Origin of the sequence: Ramlibacter sp. WS9 (assembly GCF_003797765.1) — a bacterium.
In the GTDB taxonomy this organism is placed as follows: domain Bacteria; phylum Pseudomonadota; class Gammaproteobacteria; order Burkholderiales; family Burkholderiaceae_C; genus Ramlibacter.
Map to the genome: position 1 here is coordinate 239,272 of NZ_RKMB01000003.1, position 17,475 is coordinate 256,746.

Here is a 17,475-nt window from a genome sequence, read left to right on the forward strand (position 1 = left end):
TACGCCTGCACCTTCATGCCACTTTGGCAGTCTTGCTGCCCCGGCGCGCTTGCTGCGGGTCGGCCAGCATCGACAGAAGCAGGTTGACGTCGGCGGGCTTGACCATGTGGAAGTCGAAACCGGCCTGGGCCGATCGCATGCGGCTTTCCGCCTCGCCATAGCCGGTCAGCGCAATCATCAGTGCATCGCGCGACTCTGGCAGCGTCCGAAGGCGATGCGCCACTTCGAAGCCGTTCATGCCCGGTAACCCGATGTCCAGCAACACCACGTCGGGCCGGAAGTCCTCGGCAATCTTCAGCGCGGCCATGCCTTCGTTGGCGATCTTCACCTCGAAGCCTTCCATTTCCAGCAACGTCATCAATGTTTCGGCGGAAGCAGCCAGGTCGTCGACGACCAGGATGCGCGAAGGCGCCTTGCCGCTGGCGGGCTTGCGGGCGCGGGGCGATGCATCCGGCACCTCGGCCCCACCCGCAACCTGGGCCGGCAAGGTCACGACGATCTCCGTGCCCCGCCCTACCCCCTCGCTGTGCGCGGCGACCCGCCCGCCATGAAGTTCCACCAGGTGTTTCACCAGCGTGAGGCCGATGCCCAAGCCGCCTTGGGCTCGGTCGAGCGACTGGTCGGCTTGGGCAAACAGATCGAAGATGTGTGGCAGGAACGCCGGGTCGATGCCCGCGCCCTCGTCCCGCACGGATATCCGCACCTCCCCGTTGGCGTAGCTCGCGGCCACGGTGATTGCCGTGTTCGGCCCCGAAAACTTGGACGCGTTGTTGACCAGGTTCGAGAGCACCTGGGCCAGCCGCACGGCATCGCCATTGAGCATGAGGTGTTCTTCGGGCAGTTCCACCCGCAGCGTCTGTTCGCGCGCAGCGAGCCGCGGCGAACTCGCTTCGACCGAACGCTCCACCAGGGATGCCAGGCTGAGTTTTTCCGGCTTGACCACGACCTTGCCCTGGACGATGCGCGAAACGTCGAGGAGGTCGTCGATGAGCCGCGCCATGTGGTCGGCCTGGCGGCCAATGACGTCGCGCGCCCAGTTCATGGTGGGCTGTGTGACGTTATCGCCCTGCATGATGTGCACCGCGTTGCGGATCGGTGCCAGGGGGTTGCGCAGCTCGTGGGCCAGCATGGCAAGGAATTCGTTCTTGCGCCGGTCGGCCTCCTGCACGGCGGTATAGAGCCTGGCGTTCTCCATCGCGATCGACGCGCGGCTCACCACTTCCTTGGCGAGTGCCACGCGGGACGAATCCATGGTTGCTCGTGGCCCGAACAGCACCAGCGCACCGCGCACGCGGCCTCCCGCGAGCAAGGGGCAGATGGCGGCCGCGTTGCCGCCATCTGTCCAAATCTCGAACGATTTCTTGTCCAGCACCCGCGACAAGGCGGCGCGCATGCCCTCGGGCATGGTTTCCGGCGCATCCTCGGCGACCCAGGGATGGCTTTCGATCCGCGTGATCGCGCCGTCCGTCACCAACGCCAGAATGGCGCGGTCCGCGAGCATCGGCACGGCCACGTCGAACATCGCCTGGATGGTGTCCTCGATGCTCAGCGAGCGCGACATCTGCTGGCTGGCCTCGGCCAGGAAGTCCGAGCGATGGATGGCGTCTTCCGCGGCTTCGCGCGCGGCTTCGGAGCGCGCCAGCGCCTCCCGCGCGGCTGCCTGCTGCTGCAGCTGGCGGTTCATGCGGAACAGCTCGACGAACACCCTCACCTTGGAGCGCAGCACCTCCGGCACGACGGGCGACGGGATGTAGTCGACGGCACCGAGCGCATAGCCACGCTTGGCCTGGCGCTCGTCCACATAGGCGGTGATGAAAACGATCGGTGTCTGCGACGACTTCTTGTACTGGCGGATCAGGCTGGCGGTTTCCAGGCCGTCGATGTCCGGCATGTTCACATCGAGCAGGATGACCGCGAATTCCATCTCGAGGATGTAGCGCAATGCCTCCTGGCCCGAGCGGGCGCTGACGATGTTCTGGCCCAGCTCGTCCAGGATGCTGCGGAAGACGACGTGCTTTTCCTGCAGGTCGTCCACCACCAGGATGTTGACCTTCTCCCGCTCGAGCTGCGCCGGTTGCGTGCCTTCGACGGTCACTGGTGCAGCCATGCCCGCAAGACCGCCAGGAGATCCTGCGTGTTGACCGGTTTGGAGAGGTAGTCCCATGCGCCTGCTTCGATGCATTTCTCGCGGTCGCCCTTCATGGCCTTGGCAGTCACCGCAATCATCGGCAGGTCTTTGCCCGCCGGCAGTTTGCGGATTTCCTTCATCGTGGCCATTCCGTCCATCTCCGGCATCATGATGTCCATCAGCACCACCTTGATCTGGGGATCGGTTGCCACGCGGGTGATCGCATCTCGACCATTATCGGCCCAGACGATGTCCATGGCGTGCTCTTCCAGCACCGTCGCCAGGGCAAAGATGTTGCGCATGTCGTCGTCGACGATCAGAACGCGCTTGCCGGCCAGCGGTTTGCTCGACTCGTGGATGTTGTAGATGAGCGAGCGCTTGGCTTCGGGCAGGCGTGCCAGGTTGTGGTGCAGCGCAAGCAGCGTGTTGTCGAACAGCGTGGGCACCGTATGGGCTTCAAACACCGTCACGGCGTCATCCGAGTGCCAGGACAATTTGCCCGAGTCCTTGGCGCCCCCGTGGTAGACCACCAGCTGCAGCGGGCCTAGCCCCGCCTGCGCAGAGAGCAGGCGCCGAGATTCGTGGGCGTCCAGGCCGGGGAAGCCGTCCTCCAGCACGACAGTGTCGAAGCGGCTCTCTTCCAACGCCTCGTTCAGCTTCTCGCCGCTCTTGACCACGGTGATCGCAATCTCCTCGCCCTCGATCTGCGTGAGGAAATCGCGGCGCGTGGCCACGTCCTTCAGCGCGACCAGCAGGTTCTTCTGCGGCCGAGCCAGGTAGGCGTGCAGCTTGTCAAGCATTTCGTCCAGCACTTCCTTGGACTGGATCGGTTTTTCGACGAAGGCCATGGCGCCTGAATGGAATGCCCGCTCCTTCGAGTCGTCGGTCGAGATCACGCACACCGGCAGGTGGCGCGCCCCCATGTCCTGCTTGATGCGGTCCAGCACGCGCCAGCCGTCCATGTCCGGCAGATACATGTCGAGCGTGATCGCCGAGGGCTTGTATTGCGTGGCGAGCGTCAGCGCACCTGCGCCCATCGCCGTGACCAGGCCCTTGAAGCCCTTGGCCCGTGCGGCGTCGAGCAGGAAGCGAGCGAAGGCCAAGTCGTTTTCCACGATCAGCAGGACCAGGTCGCCCTGCTGGATGGTGTCGCGGTCGTCGTTGGCCTCATTGGCCGCGACGCTGCCCTCCTCGGCCACGACGACAGCGTCCTGCACCGGTTCGACCCGGCCGATCCGCTTCATGCCCGGCGGCGGCAGCTCGACGCGCGTTTCCGCCACCTGCGCCGCACGGCGAACACCGCGGGTGCCGGAGTAGACCAAGGGCAGGTACAACGTGAAGGTGCTCCCCTGCCCGGGCGCGCTGGAAAGGCGAATCTCGCCACCCAGCAGCTTGGAGAGCTCGCGGCTGATGGCCAGGCCGAGCCCGGTGCCGCCGTATTTGCGGCTGGTCGAGCCGTCGGCCTGCTGGAATGCCTCGAAGATGATCTGCTGCTTGTCGCCCGAGATGCCGATGCCGGTGTCGGAGACCGAGAAGGCCAGCACCTGCTGCGTGCGATTCAGCTCTTCGTTGTCCGGCGTCCATCCGGTAAAGACCTCTTCCACCGTCAGCGTCACATGGCCCTGATGCGTGAACTTGAAGGCGTTGGACAGCAGGTTCTTCAGGATCTGCTGCAGGCGCTTCACGTCGGTGACCATCGACGTCGGCAGGTTCAGGCCGGTGTGGATCATGAAGTCCACGTTCTTCGCCTCGGCCACATGGCGGAAAGTGCGCTCAACATACAGCTGCAGGTCCGAGAGGCGCAGCTCGTTGACGTCGACGACCACCGTACCGGATTCGATCTTGGACAGGTCCAGGATGTCGTTGATCAGCATCAGCAGGTCATTGCCCGACGAGTGAATCGTCTTGGCGAACTCCACCTGCTTGGGCGAGAGATTGCCGTCCGGGTTCTTCGACAGCTGATCGGACAGGATCAGCAGCGAGTTGAGCGGCGTGCGCAGCTCATGCGACATGTTGGCCAGGAACTCGGACTTGTACTTGGACGTGAGGGCGAGCTGCTTGGCCTTGTCTTCCAGGGCCTGCCGCGCCTGCTCCACTTCCTGGTTCTTGCGTTCCACCTCGTGGTTCTGGTGCACGAGCAGCCGGGCCTTTTCCTGCAGCTCCTCGTTGGTCTGCTGCAGTTCCTGCTGGCGGCTTTGCAACTCTTGCGCGAGAGACTGCGACTGGGTCAGCAGGTCTTCCGTCCGCATGTTGGCTTCGATCGTGTTGATCACGATACCGATCGATTCCGTCAGCTGGTCCAGGAAGGCCTGGTGGGTCGGGTTGAAGCGCTCGATCGAAGCCAGCTCCACAACCCCGCGGACCTGGCCTTCGAAGATGATGGGCAGCACCAGCACGTTGAGCGGCGCCACTTCAGTGAGGCCGGAAGAGATCTTCAGGCTGTCGGGGATCGACGAGGTCAGCAGGATCTTCTTGCGGTCGTACGCGCACTGGCCGACCAGGCCCTGACCCAGGTCGACTTCCTTGCCGTACGAACCGTGGCCGTCCGACGCATAGCTGGCCATCAGGCGCAGCTTGGGCTGCTCGTGCGTGTAGCGCAGCACATAGAACTCGGCCTGCTGGGCGCCCACCACCGGTGCCAGCTCGGACAGGATCAGGTGACCCACCGCCACCAGGTCCTTCTGGCCCTGCAGCATTCGCGAGAACTTGGCCAGGTTGGTCTTCAGCCAGTCCTGCTCCGTGTTCACCTGCGTCGTGTCCTTCAGGTTACGGATCATCTCGTTGATGGTGTCCTTCAGCGCGGCCACTTCGCCCAGCGCCTCCACGGTGATCGACCGGGTCAAGTCACCCTGCGTCACGGCGGTGGCCACTTCGGCAATTGCTCGCACCTGCGTCGTGAGGTTGGCGGCCAGCTGGTTCACGTTTTCAGTGAGGCCCTTCCAGGTACCTGCCGCGCCCGGCACCTTGGCCTGGCCGCCGAGCTTGCCTTCTACGCCCACTTCGCGCGCCACCGTCGTCACCTGGTCGGCGAACGTGGCGAGCGTGTCGGTCATGGAGTTGATGGTGTCGGCCAAGGCGGCGATCTCGCCCTTGGCTTCCACGGTCAGCTTCTGGTCGAGGTCGCCGTTGGCCACGGCGGTCACCACCTTGGCGATACCGCGCACCTGCGAGGTCAGGTTACCGGCCATGAAGTTCACGTTGTCGGTCAGGTCCTTCCAGGTGCCGGCCACGCCCTGCACGTCGGCCTGGCCGCCCAGCTTGCCCTCGGTGCCCACCTCACGCGCCACGCGCGTCACTTCCGATGCGAATGATCGCAGTTGGTCCACCATGGTGTTGATCGTGGCTTTGAGTTCGAGAATCTCGCCCTTCACGTCCACCGTGATCTTCTTCGAGAGGTCGCCTGCCGCCACGGCCTTCGTCACGTCGGCGATGTTCCGCACCTGCGACGTCAGGTTGCCGGCCATGAAGTTCACGTTGTCGGTCAAGTCCTTCCAGGTACCGGCCACGCCTTGCACATCGGCCTGGCCGCCCAGCTTGCCTTCGGTACCCACTTCGCGCGCCACCCGCGTCACTTCCGATGCAAACGAACGGAGCTGGTCCACCATGGTATTGATGGTGTTCTTGAGCTCCAGGATTTCACCCTTCACGTCCACCGTGATCTTCTTGGACAAGTCGCCGGCCGCCACGGCCGTCGTCACTTCAGCGATGTTCCGCACCTGGGACGTCAGGTTACCGGCCATGAAGTTCACGTTGTCGGTCAAATCCTTCCACGTGCCCGCCACGCCCTGCACGTCGGCCTGGCCGCCCAGCTTGCCTTCGGTGCCCACTTCACGCGCCACCCGCGTCACTTCCGACGCGAATGACGAGAGCTGGTCCACCATCGTGTTGATCGTGGCCTTGAGTTCGAGAATTTCGCCCTTCACGTCCACCGTGATCTTTTTCGAGAGGTCACCGGCCGCCACGGCCTTGGTCACGTCGGCGATGTTCCGAACCTGGGCCGTCAAGTTGGAGCCCATGGAGTTCACTGAATCGGTCAAGTCCTTCCAGGTACCGGCCACGCCCTGCACGTCGGCTTGGCCGCCCAGCTTGCCTTCGGTGCCCACTTCACGAGCCACCCGCGTCACTTCCGACGCGAATGAGGAGAGCTGATCCACCATCGTGTTGATGGTGTTCTTCAGCTCCAGGATTTCGCCCTTCACGTCCACCGTGATCTTCTTGGACAAGTCGCCGGCCGCCACGGCCGTCGTCACATCGGCGATGTTCCGCACCTGAGATGTGAGGTTACCGGCCATGAAGTTCACCGAGTCGGTCAAATCCTTCCAGGTGCCGGCCACACCCTGCACGTCGGCTTGGCCGCCCAGCTTGCCTTCGGTACCCACTTCGCGCGCCACCCGCGTCACTTCAGAGGCAAACGATCGCAGTTGATCCACCATCGTGTTGATGGTGTTTTTGAGTTCGAGAATCTCGCCCTTCACGTCCACCGTGATCTTCTTGGACAGATCACCGGCCGCCACGGCGGTCGTCACCTCCGCGATATTTCGTACCTGGCCCGTGAGGTTCGAGCCCATGGAGTTGACCGAGTCGGTCAAGTCCTTCCACGTGCCGGCCACGCCTTGCACGTCGGCCTGACCGCCCAGTTTGCCTTCGGTACCCACTTCGCGCGCCACCCGCGTCACTTCAGAGGCAAACGATCGCAGCTGATCCACCATCGTGTTGATCGTGTTCTTCAGTTCGAGGATTTCGCCTTTCACGTCCACCGTGATCTTCTTGGAGAGGTCACCGGCGGCCACCGCCTTCGTCACTTCCGCGATGTTGCGCACCTGGGCCGTGAGATTCGAACCCATGGAGTTCACCGAGTCGGTCAAGTCCTTCCAGGTACCTGCAACGCCCTGCACATCGGCCTGGCCGCCAAGCTTGCCTTCGGTGCCCACCTCTCGCGCCACCCGCGTCACTTCCGAAGCGAATGACCGCAGTTGGTCCACCATGGTGTTGATGGTGTTCTTGAGTTCGAGGATTTCACCCTTCACGTCCACCGTGATCTTCTTCGACAGGTCACCGGTTGCCACGGCCTTCGTCACGCCGGCGATGTTCCGCACCTGGGCCGTGAGGTTCGACGCCATGAAGTTCACCGAGTCGGTCAAATCCTTCCAGGTACCGGCCACGCCCTGCACGTCGGCCTGGCCGCCCAGCTTGCCTTCGGTACCCACTTCACGGGCCACCCGCGTCACTTCGGCGGAGAAGGTGCCGAGCTGCTGCACCATCTTGTTGATGATCATGGCCGTCCGCAGGAATTCGCCTTCCAGCGGCCGGCCATCGGCCTCCAGGGCCATCGATTTCGAAAGATCACCCTGCGCCACCGCACCAATCACGCGCGCCACTTCGGAGGTCGGGTGCACCAGATCGGCGATCAGGGAGTTGATGGATTCGGCGGAGTCACGCCAGAAGCCACTGGCGTTGGGTACGAAGGCCCGCTCCTTGAGCTTGCCTTCCTTGCCGACCACGCGCGACAGGCGGGCCAGCTCGTGTGACATGCGCAGGTTCTCGGCGACCACGTCGTTGAAGGCGTCGGCCACCTTGCCGAAGACGCCCGTCCAGTCCTGCGGCAGCTGGGCCGCGGCGTTGCCCTTCTTGAGGTCGGTCAACGCGGTGAGGAACGTGCGCGTGTGGCCCGAGAGCACGTCCACTTCATCCAGCACGGAGTTCACGGCCGCGACGTCGGCCTGCCAGAAGCCGGTGAGCTTGTCGTCGGGCAAGCGGCGCTGCTGGGCCACCGTGCGTGCCCCAGCCTCCACCGCCTTGAGCTTGTGCGATGTGCGGGCTGTCTGCGCCGTCAATTCATTGAATTCGGCGGCAATCTTGCCGTACACGCCGTCCCACTCCGTGGGCAGCGTCACGCCGCTCTGGCCGCGCCTGAACGCGCCCAGCGCTTTCAGGACGAGCTTGAGCTCGCTCTCGCGCTGTTCCGCCGAAGGCAGTTTTGCCACTACTTCCATGCTTAGCCCCCAATAGGTCAGAGTCACCCTCGCCCCACCGCGATGCGGCCGGGCATCCGCCTGTTTGCAACAATTCGCAGCAGAGTACTGTTTTAGATGTTTCCAGACAACCGCGAGAAAATACCCGACGCCCCGCAAACCCAGTACTGGCGCGGCCTGTAGGAGCGCACCTACAGTAACAATCGGTGGCGCATTACAAGCTCTGTGGGCTGGCCGCCAAAGTAAAAAAGCCGCCTCGCGGCGGCTTTTTTACTGGAAGCGCTGGAACTCAGTTCAGCGGAATCTTCTTGGCGTCCTTGTAGACGTACAGGGTCATGGCCGGGTTCTTCAGTTCGCCGTTGGACTCGAACTGCACCGTGGTCGTCACGCCCTTGTAGTTGGTCTTGCCGATTTCGGCGGTGTAGACCTTCGGGTCGACGCTCTTGGCACGCTTCATCGCGTCCACCAGCACCATCACGGCGTCATACACGTACGGGCTGTAGACCTGGAACTGGCCGGGGAACTTGGCGTCGTACTTGGCCTTCCAGGCCTTGCCGCTGGGCATCTTGTCCAGCGAAGCGCCGCCTTCTGCGCAGATCACGTTTTCCAGGGTCTTGGCGCCGCCGGCCTGCTTGATCAGGTCCATGGTGCAGATGCCGTCGCCGCCGAAGAACTTCTGCTTCGTCAGGCCCAGTTGTTCCATCTGACGCAGCATCGGGCCGGCTTGCGGGTCCATGCCGCCGTAGAAGATGGCGTCGGGGTTCTTGGCCTTGATGGCCGTCAGGATGGCCATGAAGTCGACGGCCTTGTCGGTCGTGAACTGCTCGTCCACCACGGTCATGCCCTTGGTCTTGGCGGTGTTCTTGAACACGTCGGCGACGCCTTGGCCGTAGGCCGTGCGGTCGTCGATGATGGCCACGGTCTTGAGCTTCAGGCCGTCGGCGGCGTAGAAGGCCAGGCCGGCGCCCAGGGCATTGTCATTGGCCAGCAGGCGGAAGGTGGTCTTGTAGCCCGGCTTCGTCAGGTTGGGGTTGGTGGCCGAAGGCGTGATGTGGGGGATGCCGCAGTCGTTGTAGACCTTGGACGCGGGGATCGTCGTGCCCGAGTTCAGGTGACCTGCCACGCCGGCGACCTTGGCGTCGCACAGTTTCTGTGCAGCGGCCGTGCCCTGCTTCGGATCGGCGGCGTCGTCTTCAGCGACCAGCTCGAACTTGATCTTCTTGCCGTTGATGACGATGTTCTGGGCATTGAGGTCTTCGATGGCCATGCGCGCACCGTTCTCGTTGTCCTTGCCGTAGGAGGCCTGGGGACCCGAGATGGGAGCGACGTGGCCGATCTTGACCGTCTGAACGTCTTGCGCGCTGGCCACGCCTGCAATAGCGGCGAGAGCAGCGACAACCGTCAGTTTGAACTTCATTTGCATAAATTGACCTCCAGAGTAGGAAAAAGGTTGAGATATCTTTTAAGGCTCAACGGCGGCGAACATATCGCAATTTCCAGACCCGAACCATAGGGAAAGGTCTAGGTCGGCGCCGATAAGGGGGATTACCCCGAGTACAGCCGCGCTAATGCATGACCTGCCGCATGCATTCATCGGGGGCGTTTGGGGCCGAGCTCATCGGCAAATGCCTGGGATACCGTCTCGCGCACGACCGACTCGATCTCCTCGCGCAGCAACGGCGCGATGGTCCGCGTCTGTTCGAGCACCGTCTCCGCGATGGCCTCGCGCAACTTGCGCTCCAGCGCCAAGTCGACACGCTGCATGACACGCATGATCAGCTGGTCTTGCGAGAGCTCGGTCTCGCCGACGCGGCGCGTCTCGACCGACGACTTCACCACTTCGGTGAGCGTCGGCACGAAGCGCGGTGGCGTGCGCCCGGGCGTCATGACGCCTCCCGCGCAGCCAGGTCATGGCGCGTGATCGCGTAGCCGCGGTCGGCATAATGCTTCCAGCGCCTGCGGCCCTGCTGCCGCTCTTCTTCGTCCACCGTCACGACCTCGATCAGGCGCTCGAAGCGCTCGAAACCTTCGGGCACCGACGAGCCCAGGTTCACCAGCACCTGTTGATGCGGCGCGGACCGGGCGGATTCCGACAGCACCACCGGCGACGCGGCCAGCACGGCGGGCGGGCTGCCGCTGCCCAGACAGTGCGGCACGAATTCAAGCGGCGAAAACGTCCACAACGCGGTGTCCAGCTCGCGCAGGAGCGCGCTGTCCCCGGTCACGACCACCTTGGCGCCGGTACCGACCGCCTTGCGCAGCAGCCGGCACGCATACCCCGTCTTGTCGGGCGCGTTGAAGTGGAACGTGACCTCGGTCATGCCGCCTTTTTGCGTTTGGCGCCGGCCTTGGCGGCCTTCGGCGGGGCGGTGCCCTGCTGGTCGATCAGGAACTGCACGAGCATGCCGACCGGGCGGCCCGTGGAGCCTTTCGCGCCGCCGCTTTTCCACGCGGTTCCGGCGATGTCGACGTGAGCCCACGGGTAAGCGCCTGCGAAGCGCTGGAGGAACTTGGCCGCGTTCACGGCGCCGCCTGCGCGGCCCGCCACGTTGGCAACGTCCGCGAAGTTGCTCTTCAGGCCATCGGCATATTCGTCGTCCAGCGGCATGCGCCAGCACGGGTCCAGGGCCGTGTCGCCGGCGTCGAGCAGGGCCTGCGCCAATGCGTCGTCGCTGGAGAACAGGCCGCTGCGCACACCGCCCAACGCAACGACGCAAGCGCCCGTCAGCGTGGCGATATCCACCACCGCGCGCGGCTTGAAACGCTCGGCGTAGGTGAGCGCGTCGCACAGGATCAGGCGGCCCTCGGCGTCGGTGTTGAGGATCTCGATGGTCTGGCCCGACAGGCTCTTGACGATATCGCCCGGCTTGACCGATCGGCCATCGGGCATGTTCTCGCAGCTGGGGATGAGGCCGATCAGGTTGATCGCCGGCTTCAATTCGGCGATGGCGCGGAAGGTGCCCAGCACGCTGGCCGCGCCACCCATGTCGAACTTCATCTCGTCCATGTCCTGCGAAGGTTTGATCGAGATGCCGCCGCTGTCGAAGGTGATGCCCTTGCCGACCAGCACCACCGGCGCCTCGGAAGCAGCAGCGCCGTTGTAGCGCAGCACGATAAAGCGCAGCGGCTCGTCGGAGCCCTGGGCCACCGACATGAAGGAGCCCATGCCGATCTTGGCGACTTCCTTGGGGCCCAGCACCTCGACCTTCAGGCCGTGGGCCTTGGCCAGCTTCTTGGCTTCCTCGCCCAGGCGCGTCGGCGTGGCGTGATTGGGAGGCAGGTTACCCAGCTCGCGCGCGAATTCGATGCCGTTGGCCGCAGCTTTTGCGGCGGTGAAGGCGGCACGGTGGCGCGTCGCGTCGGCCACGGCGATCGTCACGCGCTCGAGCTCGCGCCCTTCGGGCTTAGACTTGGTCGCGACGTAAACGTAGGTCGACTCCGCGGTCGCCGAGACGGCGGCGCGCACCGCGTCCTCCTGTGCGTCAGCGGGCAGGCAGATGACCAGCCGCTTGACACCGGAGGTGCGCAACGCTCCCACCGCCGCCTGGACAGCGGCCTGAACCCGCTTGCCCGAACCGTCGCCACAACCCGCCAGCACGACGCGTGCCGCGGCAATGCCGGCCGCGCGATAGGCCTGCAGCAGCCGTCCGGGCTTGGTTTCGAGGTGGCGCGCCTTCAAGGCTTCGCCGGCGAGCGCCGAGAGTGCGTCCTTGCCGGGCTTGAAGCCCTCGCCCACCAACAGCACGATCGCATCGCATTTTTCGCTCGCTGCGGCGGCGACGTTCAGGGTCTTGAGTTCGAAGTCCATAATTCGCTGTTTTTCTTTCGCATATTGCCGATCGCGCTGATGTTATTCCATTCGTCCCTCCGCAAGGAACTCGCTCGCAGTTTCGGCGCGACCCTGGTGGTGCTGGTGACGATCGTCATGACCATGACGTTGATCCGCACGTTGGGCCAGGCCACGCGCGGCTCGGTCAATCCCCAGGAAATCATGATGGTGATGGGCTACACCGTGCTGGGTTACCTGCCCACCATCCTCACGTTGTCCCTGTTCATCGCCATCGTCGGCACCCTGTCGCGCATGTACCGCGACAGCGAGATGGTCATCTGGTTCGCCGCCGGCCGGGGCCTGTCCGGCTTCCTGGGCCCGCTGTTCCGGTTCGCATGGCCCGTGCTGCTGGTGGTCGCCCTTCTCGCGCTGGTCGTTTGGCCCTGGGCCAACCAGCAGACGCAGGAGTTGAAGGACCGTTACGGCAAGCGCGGGGACCTGGAGCGCGTTGCGCCGGGCCAGTTCCAGGAGTCGGCCAGCGGCAACCGCGTGTTCTTCCTGGACAAGGACACACCCGATAACAAGTCGGGCAAGAACATCTTCATTTCGACCAACGAGCATGGCAAGGAAACGGTGACTTCGGCACGCAGCGGACGTGTCGACAGCATCGGCGACGGCCAGTTCCTCGTGCTCTCGAACGGGCAGCGCCTGGAAACGACCGCTTCGAAAGATCAACTGAAGATCAGCGAATTCGAGGAGTACGCGGCGCGCGTCGGCGCCAATGAATTGACCGCCAGCGACAACGCACCGGCCAAGACCCGTTCGACCTTCGCGCTCGTGATGGAACCGACGCGGCAGCACCTGGCCGAGCTGGGATGGCGGCTGGGCCTGGCGCTCGCCGCGCTCAATTTCGTCGTCATCGCGATCACGGTGTCGAGCGTCAACCCGCGTGCCGGCCGCAGCGGCAACCTCGTGTTCGCGCTGTTCGCCTTTGTCGTGTACTACAACCTCCTCAACCTGGGCCAGAGCTGGATCGGCTCGGGCCAGGCGGGCTTCGGCGGGTTCATCGTCGGCCTGCACGGCGGCGTGATGCTGGCCGGCCTGCTGTGGCTGGCCAAGCAGCACAACAACTGGGCGCTGCGCCAGCTCTGGCGCCGTCAAGGGCGCGCGCAATGAGCCGCCGGGCCGCTCCCAAGGCAAATACCGCAGCGCTTGGCGCGGAGGTTTCCGAATGAGGACGATCCGCCGCCTGATCTACCGTGAAGTGCTGGGCGCGGTGGTGTTCGTCGCCATCGGCTTTCTCGCGCTGTTCTTCTTCTTCGACTTCGTCGACGACCTGCCGAACGTCGGCAAGGCCGGCGGCGCCTACCGCCTTACCCAGGCCCTCGCCTACGTGACGCTGCTGATTCCCAGCCACCTGTACGAGCTTCTGCCGATCGCGGTGCTGATCGGCACCATTTTCGTGATGGCGCGGCTCGCGCAAAGCTCGGAATACACGATCCTGCGCACCAGCGGCCTGGGGCCGTGGCGCGCGATGCGCACGCTCTTGACGCTGGGCATGATGTTCACCGTACTCACGTTCGCGGCGGGCGACTATCTTGCACCCGTGGCCGGGCGCACGGCGCAGCTGCTCAAGGCGCGGCTGGAAGGCCGCGTCAGCATCGGCCAGACCGGCGCGTGGCTGAAGGAGCGCCAGCCCTATCACACGTACAACGTGAATGTCAGCGCGCTCACGCCCGAAGGCGACATGCAGGGTGTGCGCATCTTCGAATCCGACGCGCGAGGCTTCCTGGTTTCGGTCACCCAGGCTCCAAAAGGCCGCTTTGCGGACGACGGCGCCTGGCTGCTGGAGAACGCCGAGCGCAGCGAATTCACGACCAAGGCCGGAGATGTAGCCAAGGTCGACCGTATCAAGGTGCCGTCACTGCGCTGGCCCACTGAAATCACGCCGGAAATGGTGTCCGTGGCGCTGCTCAAGCCCGACCGCATGAGCACCATCGACTTGTTCCAGTACATCCGCCACCTGGAAGCCAACGGCCAGACCTCGCAGCGCTACGAGATCGAGTTCTGGCGCAAGGTCTTCTATCCCCTGAGCTGCATGGTGATGGTGGTGCTGGCCCTGCCCTTCGCCTACTTGCACTTCCGCTCCGGCGGCATCACGAGCTACGTGTTCGTGGGCGTGCTGATCGGCATCAGTTTCTTCCTGCTCAACAACGTATTCGGCTACATCGGCAACCTCCAGAACTGGCGGCCCTGGTTGACCGCGGCCGCGCCCGGGCTGATCTACAGCATGTTCTCGCTGGGGGCCTTCGGGTGGCTGGTGTTGCGAAGATGACGATCTCTGACAAAGCCATCGTCCTGTTCGGCCATGGTTCGCGGGACCCGCTGTGGCGCGAGCCGATCGAAGCCGTGGCGGCGCGGGTCACGCAGTTGCAACCCGGCGTGCCTGTGCGCTGTGCCTATCTCGAGCTTGAGCAGCCCGACCTCGCGACGGCCGCTGCGCAGTTGGTTGCCGAAGGCGCGACGCGGATCACCATCGTGCCGATGTTCCTGGGTACGGGCCGGCATGCGCGCGAAGACCTGCCCGTGCTGGTCGAGGCGCTGCGGCAGGCACACCCGGGAGTGTCCTTTTCCTTGAAGCCGGCGGTCGGCGAAGATTCGCGCGTCATTGACGTGCTCGCAGGCGTGGCTCTCGAATAATCGTCGCCGCGCGCAGCGCCTGCGGGGCGAGTGGTTATAAGAAACTCATGCATAATGAATTTCTCTCTTAGAAGAAATTCGGTATGAATCTTCACCAATTCAGATTCGTCCAGGAGGCCGTGCGCCGCAACCTGAACTTGACCGAGGCGGCCAAGGCATTGCACACCTCCCAGCCCGGCGTTTCGAAGGCCATTATCGAGTTGGAGGAAGAGCTGGGCGTCGAGATCTTCGCGCGCCACGGCAAACGCCTGAAACGCGTGACCGAGCCCGGCCAGCACGTGCTCAAGAGCATCGAGCTGATCATGCGGGAGGTCGGCAACCTGAAGCGCATCGGCGAGCAGTTCAGCGCCGAGGACAGCGGAACCCTCTCCATCGCCACGACCCACACCCAGGCACGCTATGTCCTGCCGGTGCCTGTGGCGAAACTGCGCGAGGCCTACCCCAAGGTGAACGTCAGCCTGCACCAGGGCTCCCCGGACCAGGTGGCACGCATGGTGATCGACGAGGTCGCCGAGATCGGTATCGCGACCGAGTCCCTGTCGGATTACCAGGAACTGGTCACCCTGCCCTGCTACGAATGGCAGCACGTGCTGGTCTTGCCCTTGAACCATCCGCTGGTCAAGAAGGAGCGCATCCACCTGGAGGAGCTCGCGGCCGAGCCGATCATCACGTATCACCCTTCGTTCACGGGCCGCACCCGCATCGACACCGCCTTCGCCAGCAAGAAGCTGGTGCCGCGCATTGCCCTGGAGGCGATCGATTCGGACGTGATCAAGACCTACGTGAGGCTGGGCCTGGGCATCGGGATCGTGGCCGAGATGGCCGTGCGTGACGATGGCAGCAACACAGACTTGGCGGTGCGTCCGCTGGGCCACCTGTTCGGCCCCAACCTGGCCCGGGTCGCTTTCAAGCGCAGCGCGTACTTGCGCAACTTCGTGTACAAATTCGCCGAGCTGCTGTCCGACCGCCTGGACCGCAACCTCATCGCCAAAGCCATGACTGGCCATGTAAACGACTATGAGCTCTGAGCCCCGCACGCCCGTCCTGCAGACCAAGCTGCCCGCCGTCGGCACGACCATCTTCACTGTCATGTCGACGCTGGCCGCCGAGCGCGGCGCGGTGAATCTCGGCCAGGGCTTTCCGGATTTCGATTGCGACCCGCGCCTGGTGGAAGCCGTTACCGACGCGATGACCCAGGGCCTGAACCAGTATCCGCCCATGACCGGCGTGCCGGCGCTGCGCGCGGCAGTGGCAGCCAAGATCGAGGCGATGTACGGCCACAGCTACGACCCGGCATCGGAAATCACCATCACCGCCGGTGCGACGCAGGCCATCATCACGGCGATCCTTGCGGTCGTCCGGCCGGGCGACGAGGTGATCGTGCTGGAGCCTTGCTACGACAGCTACGTTCCCAACATCGAATTGGCCGGCGGCACGGTGGTGCGTGTGCCGCTGGTGCCGGGCACCTTCCGCCCCGATTTCGACAAGATCGCGTCAGCCATCAACTCGAAGACGCGCGCGATCCTCGTCAACAGCCCGCACAACCCGAGCGCGACCGTGTGGTCGGCGCAGGACATGCTCAAGCTGCAGGACCTGCTGGCGCCGACGGACGTGCTGCTGATCAGCGACGAGGTCTACGAGCACATGGTGTTCGACGGCCAGGCGCACCAGAGCGCGGCCCGCTTTCCCGGGCTCGCAGCGCGCGCGTTCATCGTCTCGAGCTTCGGCAAGACTTACCACGTGACGGGCTGGAAGGTCGGCTACGTGGCTGCACCCGCGTCCCTGACGGCGGAATTCCGCAAGGTGCACCAGTTCAACGTATTCACCGTCAACACGCCGGTTCAGCACGCACTGGCGGCCTATATGGCCGACCCGACGCCCTATCTCCAATTGCCGGCGTTCTACCAGCGCAAGCGCGACCTGTTCCGTGAAGGACTGTCGCGTACCCGGTTCAAACTTCTCCCCAGCCAGGGTAGCTATTTCCAGTGCGTGGACATCTCGCAGGTCAGCGACCTGGGTGAGGCGGAATTCTGCAAATGGCTCACCGCGGAAATCGGCGTCGCCGCCATCCCGCTGTCGGCGTTCTACGGCAACGGCTTCGACCAGCGCGTCGTGCGTTTCTGTTTCGCCAAGAAGGAAGAAACGCTGCACTCGGCACTGGATCGGCTGGCGAAGCTGTAGCGCATCAACACTGGATCGCGTTGCGGCAGAACTTCTCCAGCTCGCTCACCACCGCTTGCCCGGCGACGGGATTCCTGGCTTTGGGACCCACCTCCAGGCTCAGCTTCATTTCGTACTTCTTGAAGAAGTCGTCGAACAGCTCGCCACCCAGCGTTGCATAAGCGGTGAGGGTGTCATGCTGGGTGTCGTGCGACAGCAGCACGGCGCACAAGGGCTGTGACGCGGGGCCGGACAGCACTTCGGCGCCGCGGGCCGGGTCGTACTGGCTGTGATCGGCGCAGCAGTGGATCAAGGCGTCCTGCACACCCCGTTGTGCCCGGTTTTTGCGAAAGCTGATGAAGCTCACGTCGCGTGTGGGGTAGACCAGCTGGTGCGCGCAGATCGCGGAAAAAGCCACCACGCTCCGGTTCGCGCCGACCCCGCCGGGCCAGGCATAGGCGTCCCGGGCCTTGGTGCTCAGCGACTGCGGATTGGCGGGCTTGCCCAGGTCCAGCAGGAACGCCGGCGTCGCTTCGTAGGGGTAATGGAAGACGTAATTGGTGAGCGGCTTGAGACGCGACGCCTTGAGCGGCTCGCCCTGCGCGTTGACCAGCAACGCTTTCGCATAGGACCTGGGCTTGGCGTTGGCAGCAAATGCGGGGAGCGCCGTGCCCGCCGACAGGCATGCCGCGCCCGCCGTGCACGACTCGATGAAGCTGCGTCGATCCATAGTCGCTCGAAGTAGA

Annotated in this window: 12 protein-coding genes; 5 read left to right on the forward strand and 7 right to left on the reverse strand. The window is 64.3% G+C overall.

Features of this window, described 5'->3' with window-relative positions; genetic code table 11:
- Positions 1–13: 13 nt before the first annotated feature.
- The 6 genes from EEB15_RS07050 to EEB15_RS07075 all read right to left on the reverse strand — a co-directional run bounded on the left by EEB15_RS07050 (position 14) and on the right by EEB15_RS07075 (position 11,908).
- Positions 14–2,107, reverse strand: a complete 2,094-nt coding sequence (locus EEB15_RS07050; protein WP_141509043.1) for a response regulator — start codon at positions 2,105–2,107, stop codon at positions 14–16.
- The gene (locus EEB15_RS07055; protein WP_199236472.1) at positions 2,092–8,121 is read right to left on the reverse strand and encodes a HAMP domain-containing protein; all 6,030 of its coding nucleotides are present in this window, start codon (positions 8,119–8,121) and stop codon (positions 2,092–2,094) included. The genes EEB15_RS07050 and EEB15_RS07055 overlap by 16 nt, the downstream gene beginning before the upstream one ends.
- A 268-nt stretch (positions 8,122–8,389) precedes the next feature.
- Positions 8,390–9,523 carry a branched-chain amino acid ABC transporter substrate-binding protein gene (locus EEB15_RS07060; protein ID WP_141509045.1) on the reverse strand — a complete coding sequence of 378 codons (1,134 nt, stop codon included), beginning with the start codon at positions 9,521–9,523 and terminating at the stop codon, positions 8,390–8,392.
- A gap of 167 nt (positions 9,524–9,690) precedes the next feature.
- Positions 9,691–9,987, reverse strand: a complete 297-nt coding sequence (locus EEB15_RS07065) for a hypothetical protein (protein ID WP_141509047.1) — start codon at positions 9,985–9,987, stop codon at positions 9,691–9,693.
- Entirely contained in the window at positions 9,984–10,421 is a 438-nt protein-coding gene (locus EEB15_RS07070; RefSeq protein WP_141509048.1) for a DNA polymerase III subunit chi, read from the reverse strand. Before EEB15_RS07070 ends, EEB15_RS07065 begins: the two co-directional genes overlap by 4 nt.
- Complete coding sequence (locus EEB15_RS07075; RefSeq protein ID WP_141509050.1) at positions 10,418–11,908, reverse strand: leucyl aminopeptidase; 1,491 nt, start codon at positions 11,906–11,908, stop codon at positions 10,418–10,420. Before EEB15_RS07075 ends, EEB15_RS07070 begins: the two co-directional genes overlap by 4 nt.
- Before the next feature lie 39 nt (positions 11,909–11,947).
- On the opposite strand from EEB15_RS07075, the gene lptF reads away from it, so the two are divergent.
- The 5 genes from lptF (at position 11,948) to EEB15_RS07100 (ending at position 16,750) form a co-directional block, all read left to right on the forward strand.
- Entirely contained in the window at positions 11,948–13,045 is a 1,098-nt protein-coding gene (lptF, locus tag EEB15_RS07080) for an LPS export ABC transporter permease LptF (RefSeq protein ID WP_141509052.1), read from the forward strand.
- A gap of 55 nt (positions 13,046–13,100) precedes the next feature.
- Positions 13,101–14,204 (forward strand): LPS export ABC transporter permease LptG, encoded by a 1,104-nt coding sequence (lptG, locus tag EEB15_RS07085; protein WP_141509054.1) that lies wholly within the window; start codon positions 13,101–13,103, stop codon positions 14,202–14,204.
- Positions 14,201–14,569 carry a sirohydrochlorin chelatase gene (locus EEB15_RS07090; RefSeq protein ID WP_141509056.1) on the forward strand — a complete coding sequence of 123 codons (369 nt, stop codon included), beginning with the start codon at positions 14,201–14,203 and terminating at the stop codon, positions 14,567–14,569. The genes lptG and EEB15_RS07090 overlap by 4 nt, the downstream gene beginning before the upstream one ends.
- 83 nt (positions 14,570–14,652) lie before the next feature.
- A complete protein-coding gene (locus EEB15_RS07095) occupies positions 14,653–15,597 on the forward strand; it encodes a CysB family HTH-type transcriptional regulator (RefSeq protein ID WP_141509058.1) in 945 nt (314 codons plus the stop codon).
- The gene (locus tag EEB15_RS07100; protein ID WP_141509060.1) at positions 15,587–16,750 is read left to right on the forward strand and encodes a pyridoxal phosphate-dependent aminotransferase; all 1,164 of its coding nucleotides are present in this window, start codon (positions 15,587–15,589) and stop codon (positions 16,748–16,750) included. Before EEB15_RS07095 ends, EEB15_RS07100 begins: the two co-directional genes overlap by 11 nt.
- Before the next feature lie 4 nt (positions 16,751–16,754).
- On the opposite strand, the gene EEB15_RS07105 is transcribed toward EEB15_RS07100, so the two are convergent.
- Complete coding sequence (locus EEB15_RS07105) at positions 16,755–17,459, reverse strand: (2Fe-2S)-binding protein (protein ID WP_141509062.1); 705 nt, start codon at positions 17,457–17,459, stop codon at positions 16,755–16,757.
- Positions 17,460–17,475 lie beyond the last annotated feature (16 nt).

Excerpts from the sequence above, each read along its gene's own strand:
- EEB15_RS07050 (WP_141509043.1), bottom strand. The coding sequence starts at position 2,107 with ATGGCTGCACCAGTGACCGTCGAAGGCACGCAACCGGCGCAGCTCGAG.
- EEB15_RS07055 (WP_199236472.1), bottom strand. The coding sequence starts at position 8,121 with ATGGAAGTAGTGGCAAAACTGCCTTCGGCGGAACAGCGCGAGAGCGAG.
- EEB15_RS07060 (WP_141509045.1), bottom strand. The coding sequence starts at position 9,523 with ATGCAAATGAAGTTCAAACTGACGGTTGTCGCTGCTCTCGCCGCTATT.
- EEB15_RS07065 (WP_141509047.1), bottom strand. The coding sequence starts at position 9,987 with ATGACGCCCGGGCGCACGCCACCGCGCTTCGTGCCGACGCTCACCGAA.
- EEB15_RS07070 (WP_141509048.1), bottom strand. The coding sequence starts at position 10,421 with ATGACCGAGGTCACGTTCCACTTCAACGCGCCCGACAAGACGGGGTAT.
- EEB15_RS07075 (WP_141509050.1), bottom strand. The coding sequence starts at position 11,908 with ATGGACTTCGAACTCAAGACCCTGAACGTCGCCGCCGCAGCGAGCGAA.
- lptF (WP_141509052.1), top strand. The coding sequence starts at position 11,948 with ATGTTATTCCATTCGTCCCTCCGCAAGGAACTCGCTCGCAGTTTCGGC.
- lptG (WP_141509054.1), top strand. The coding sequence starts at position 13,101 with ATGAGGACGATCCGCCGCCTGATCTACCGTGAAGTGCTGGGCGCGGTG.
- EEB15_RS07090 (WP_141509056.1), top strand. The coding sequence starts at position 14,201 with ATGACGATCTCTGACAAAGCCATCGTCCTGTTCGGCCATGGTTCGCGG.
- EEB15_RS07095 (WP_141509058.1), top strand. The coding sequence starts at position 14,653 with ATGAATCTTCACCAATTCAGATTCGTCCAGGAGGCCGTGCGCCGCAAC.
- EEB15_RS07100 (WP_141509060.1), top strand. The coding sequence starts at position 15,587 with ATGAGCTCTGAGCCCCGCACGCCCGTCCTGCAGACCAAGCTGCCCGCC.
- EEB15_RS07105 (WP_141509062.1), bottom strand. The coding sequence starts at position 17,459 with ATGGATCGACGCAGCTTCATCGAGTCGTGCACGGCGGGCGCGGCATGC.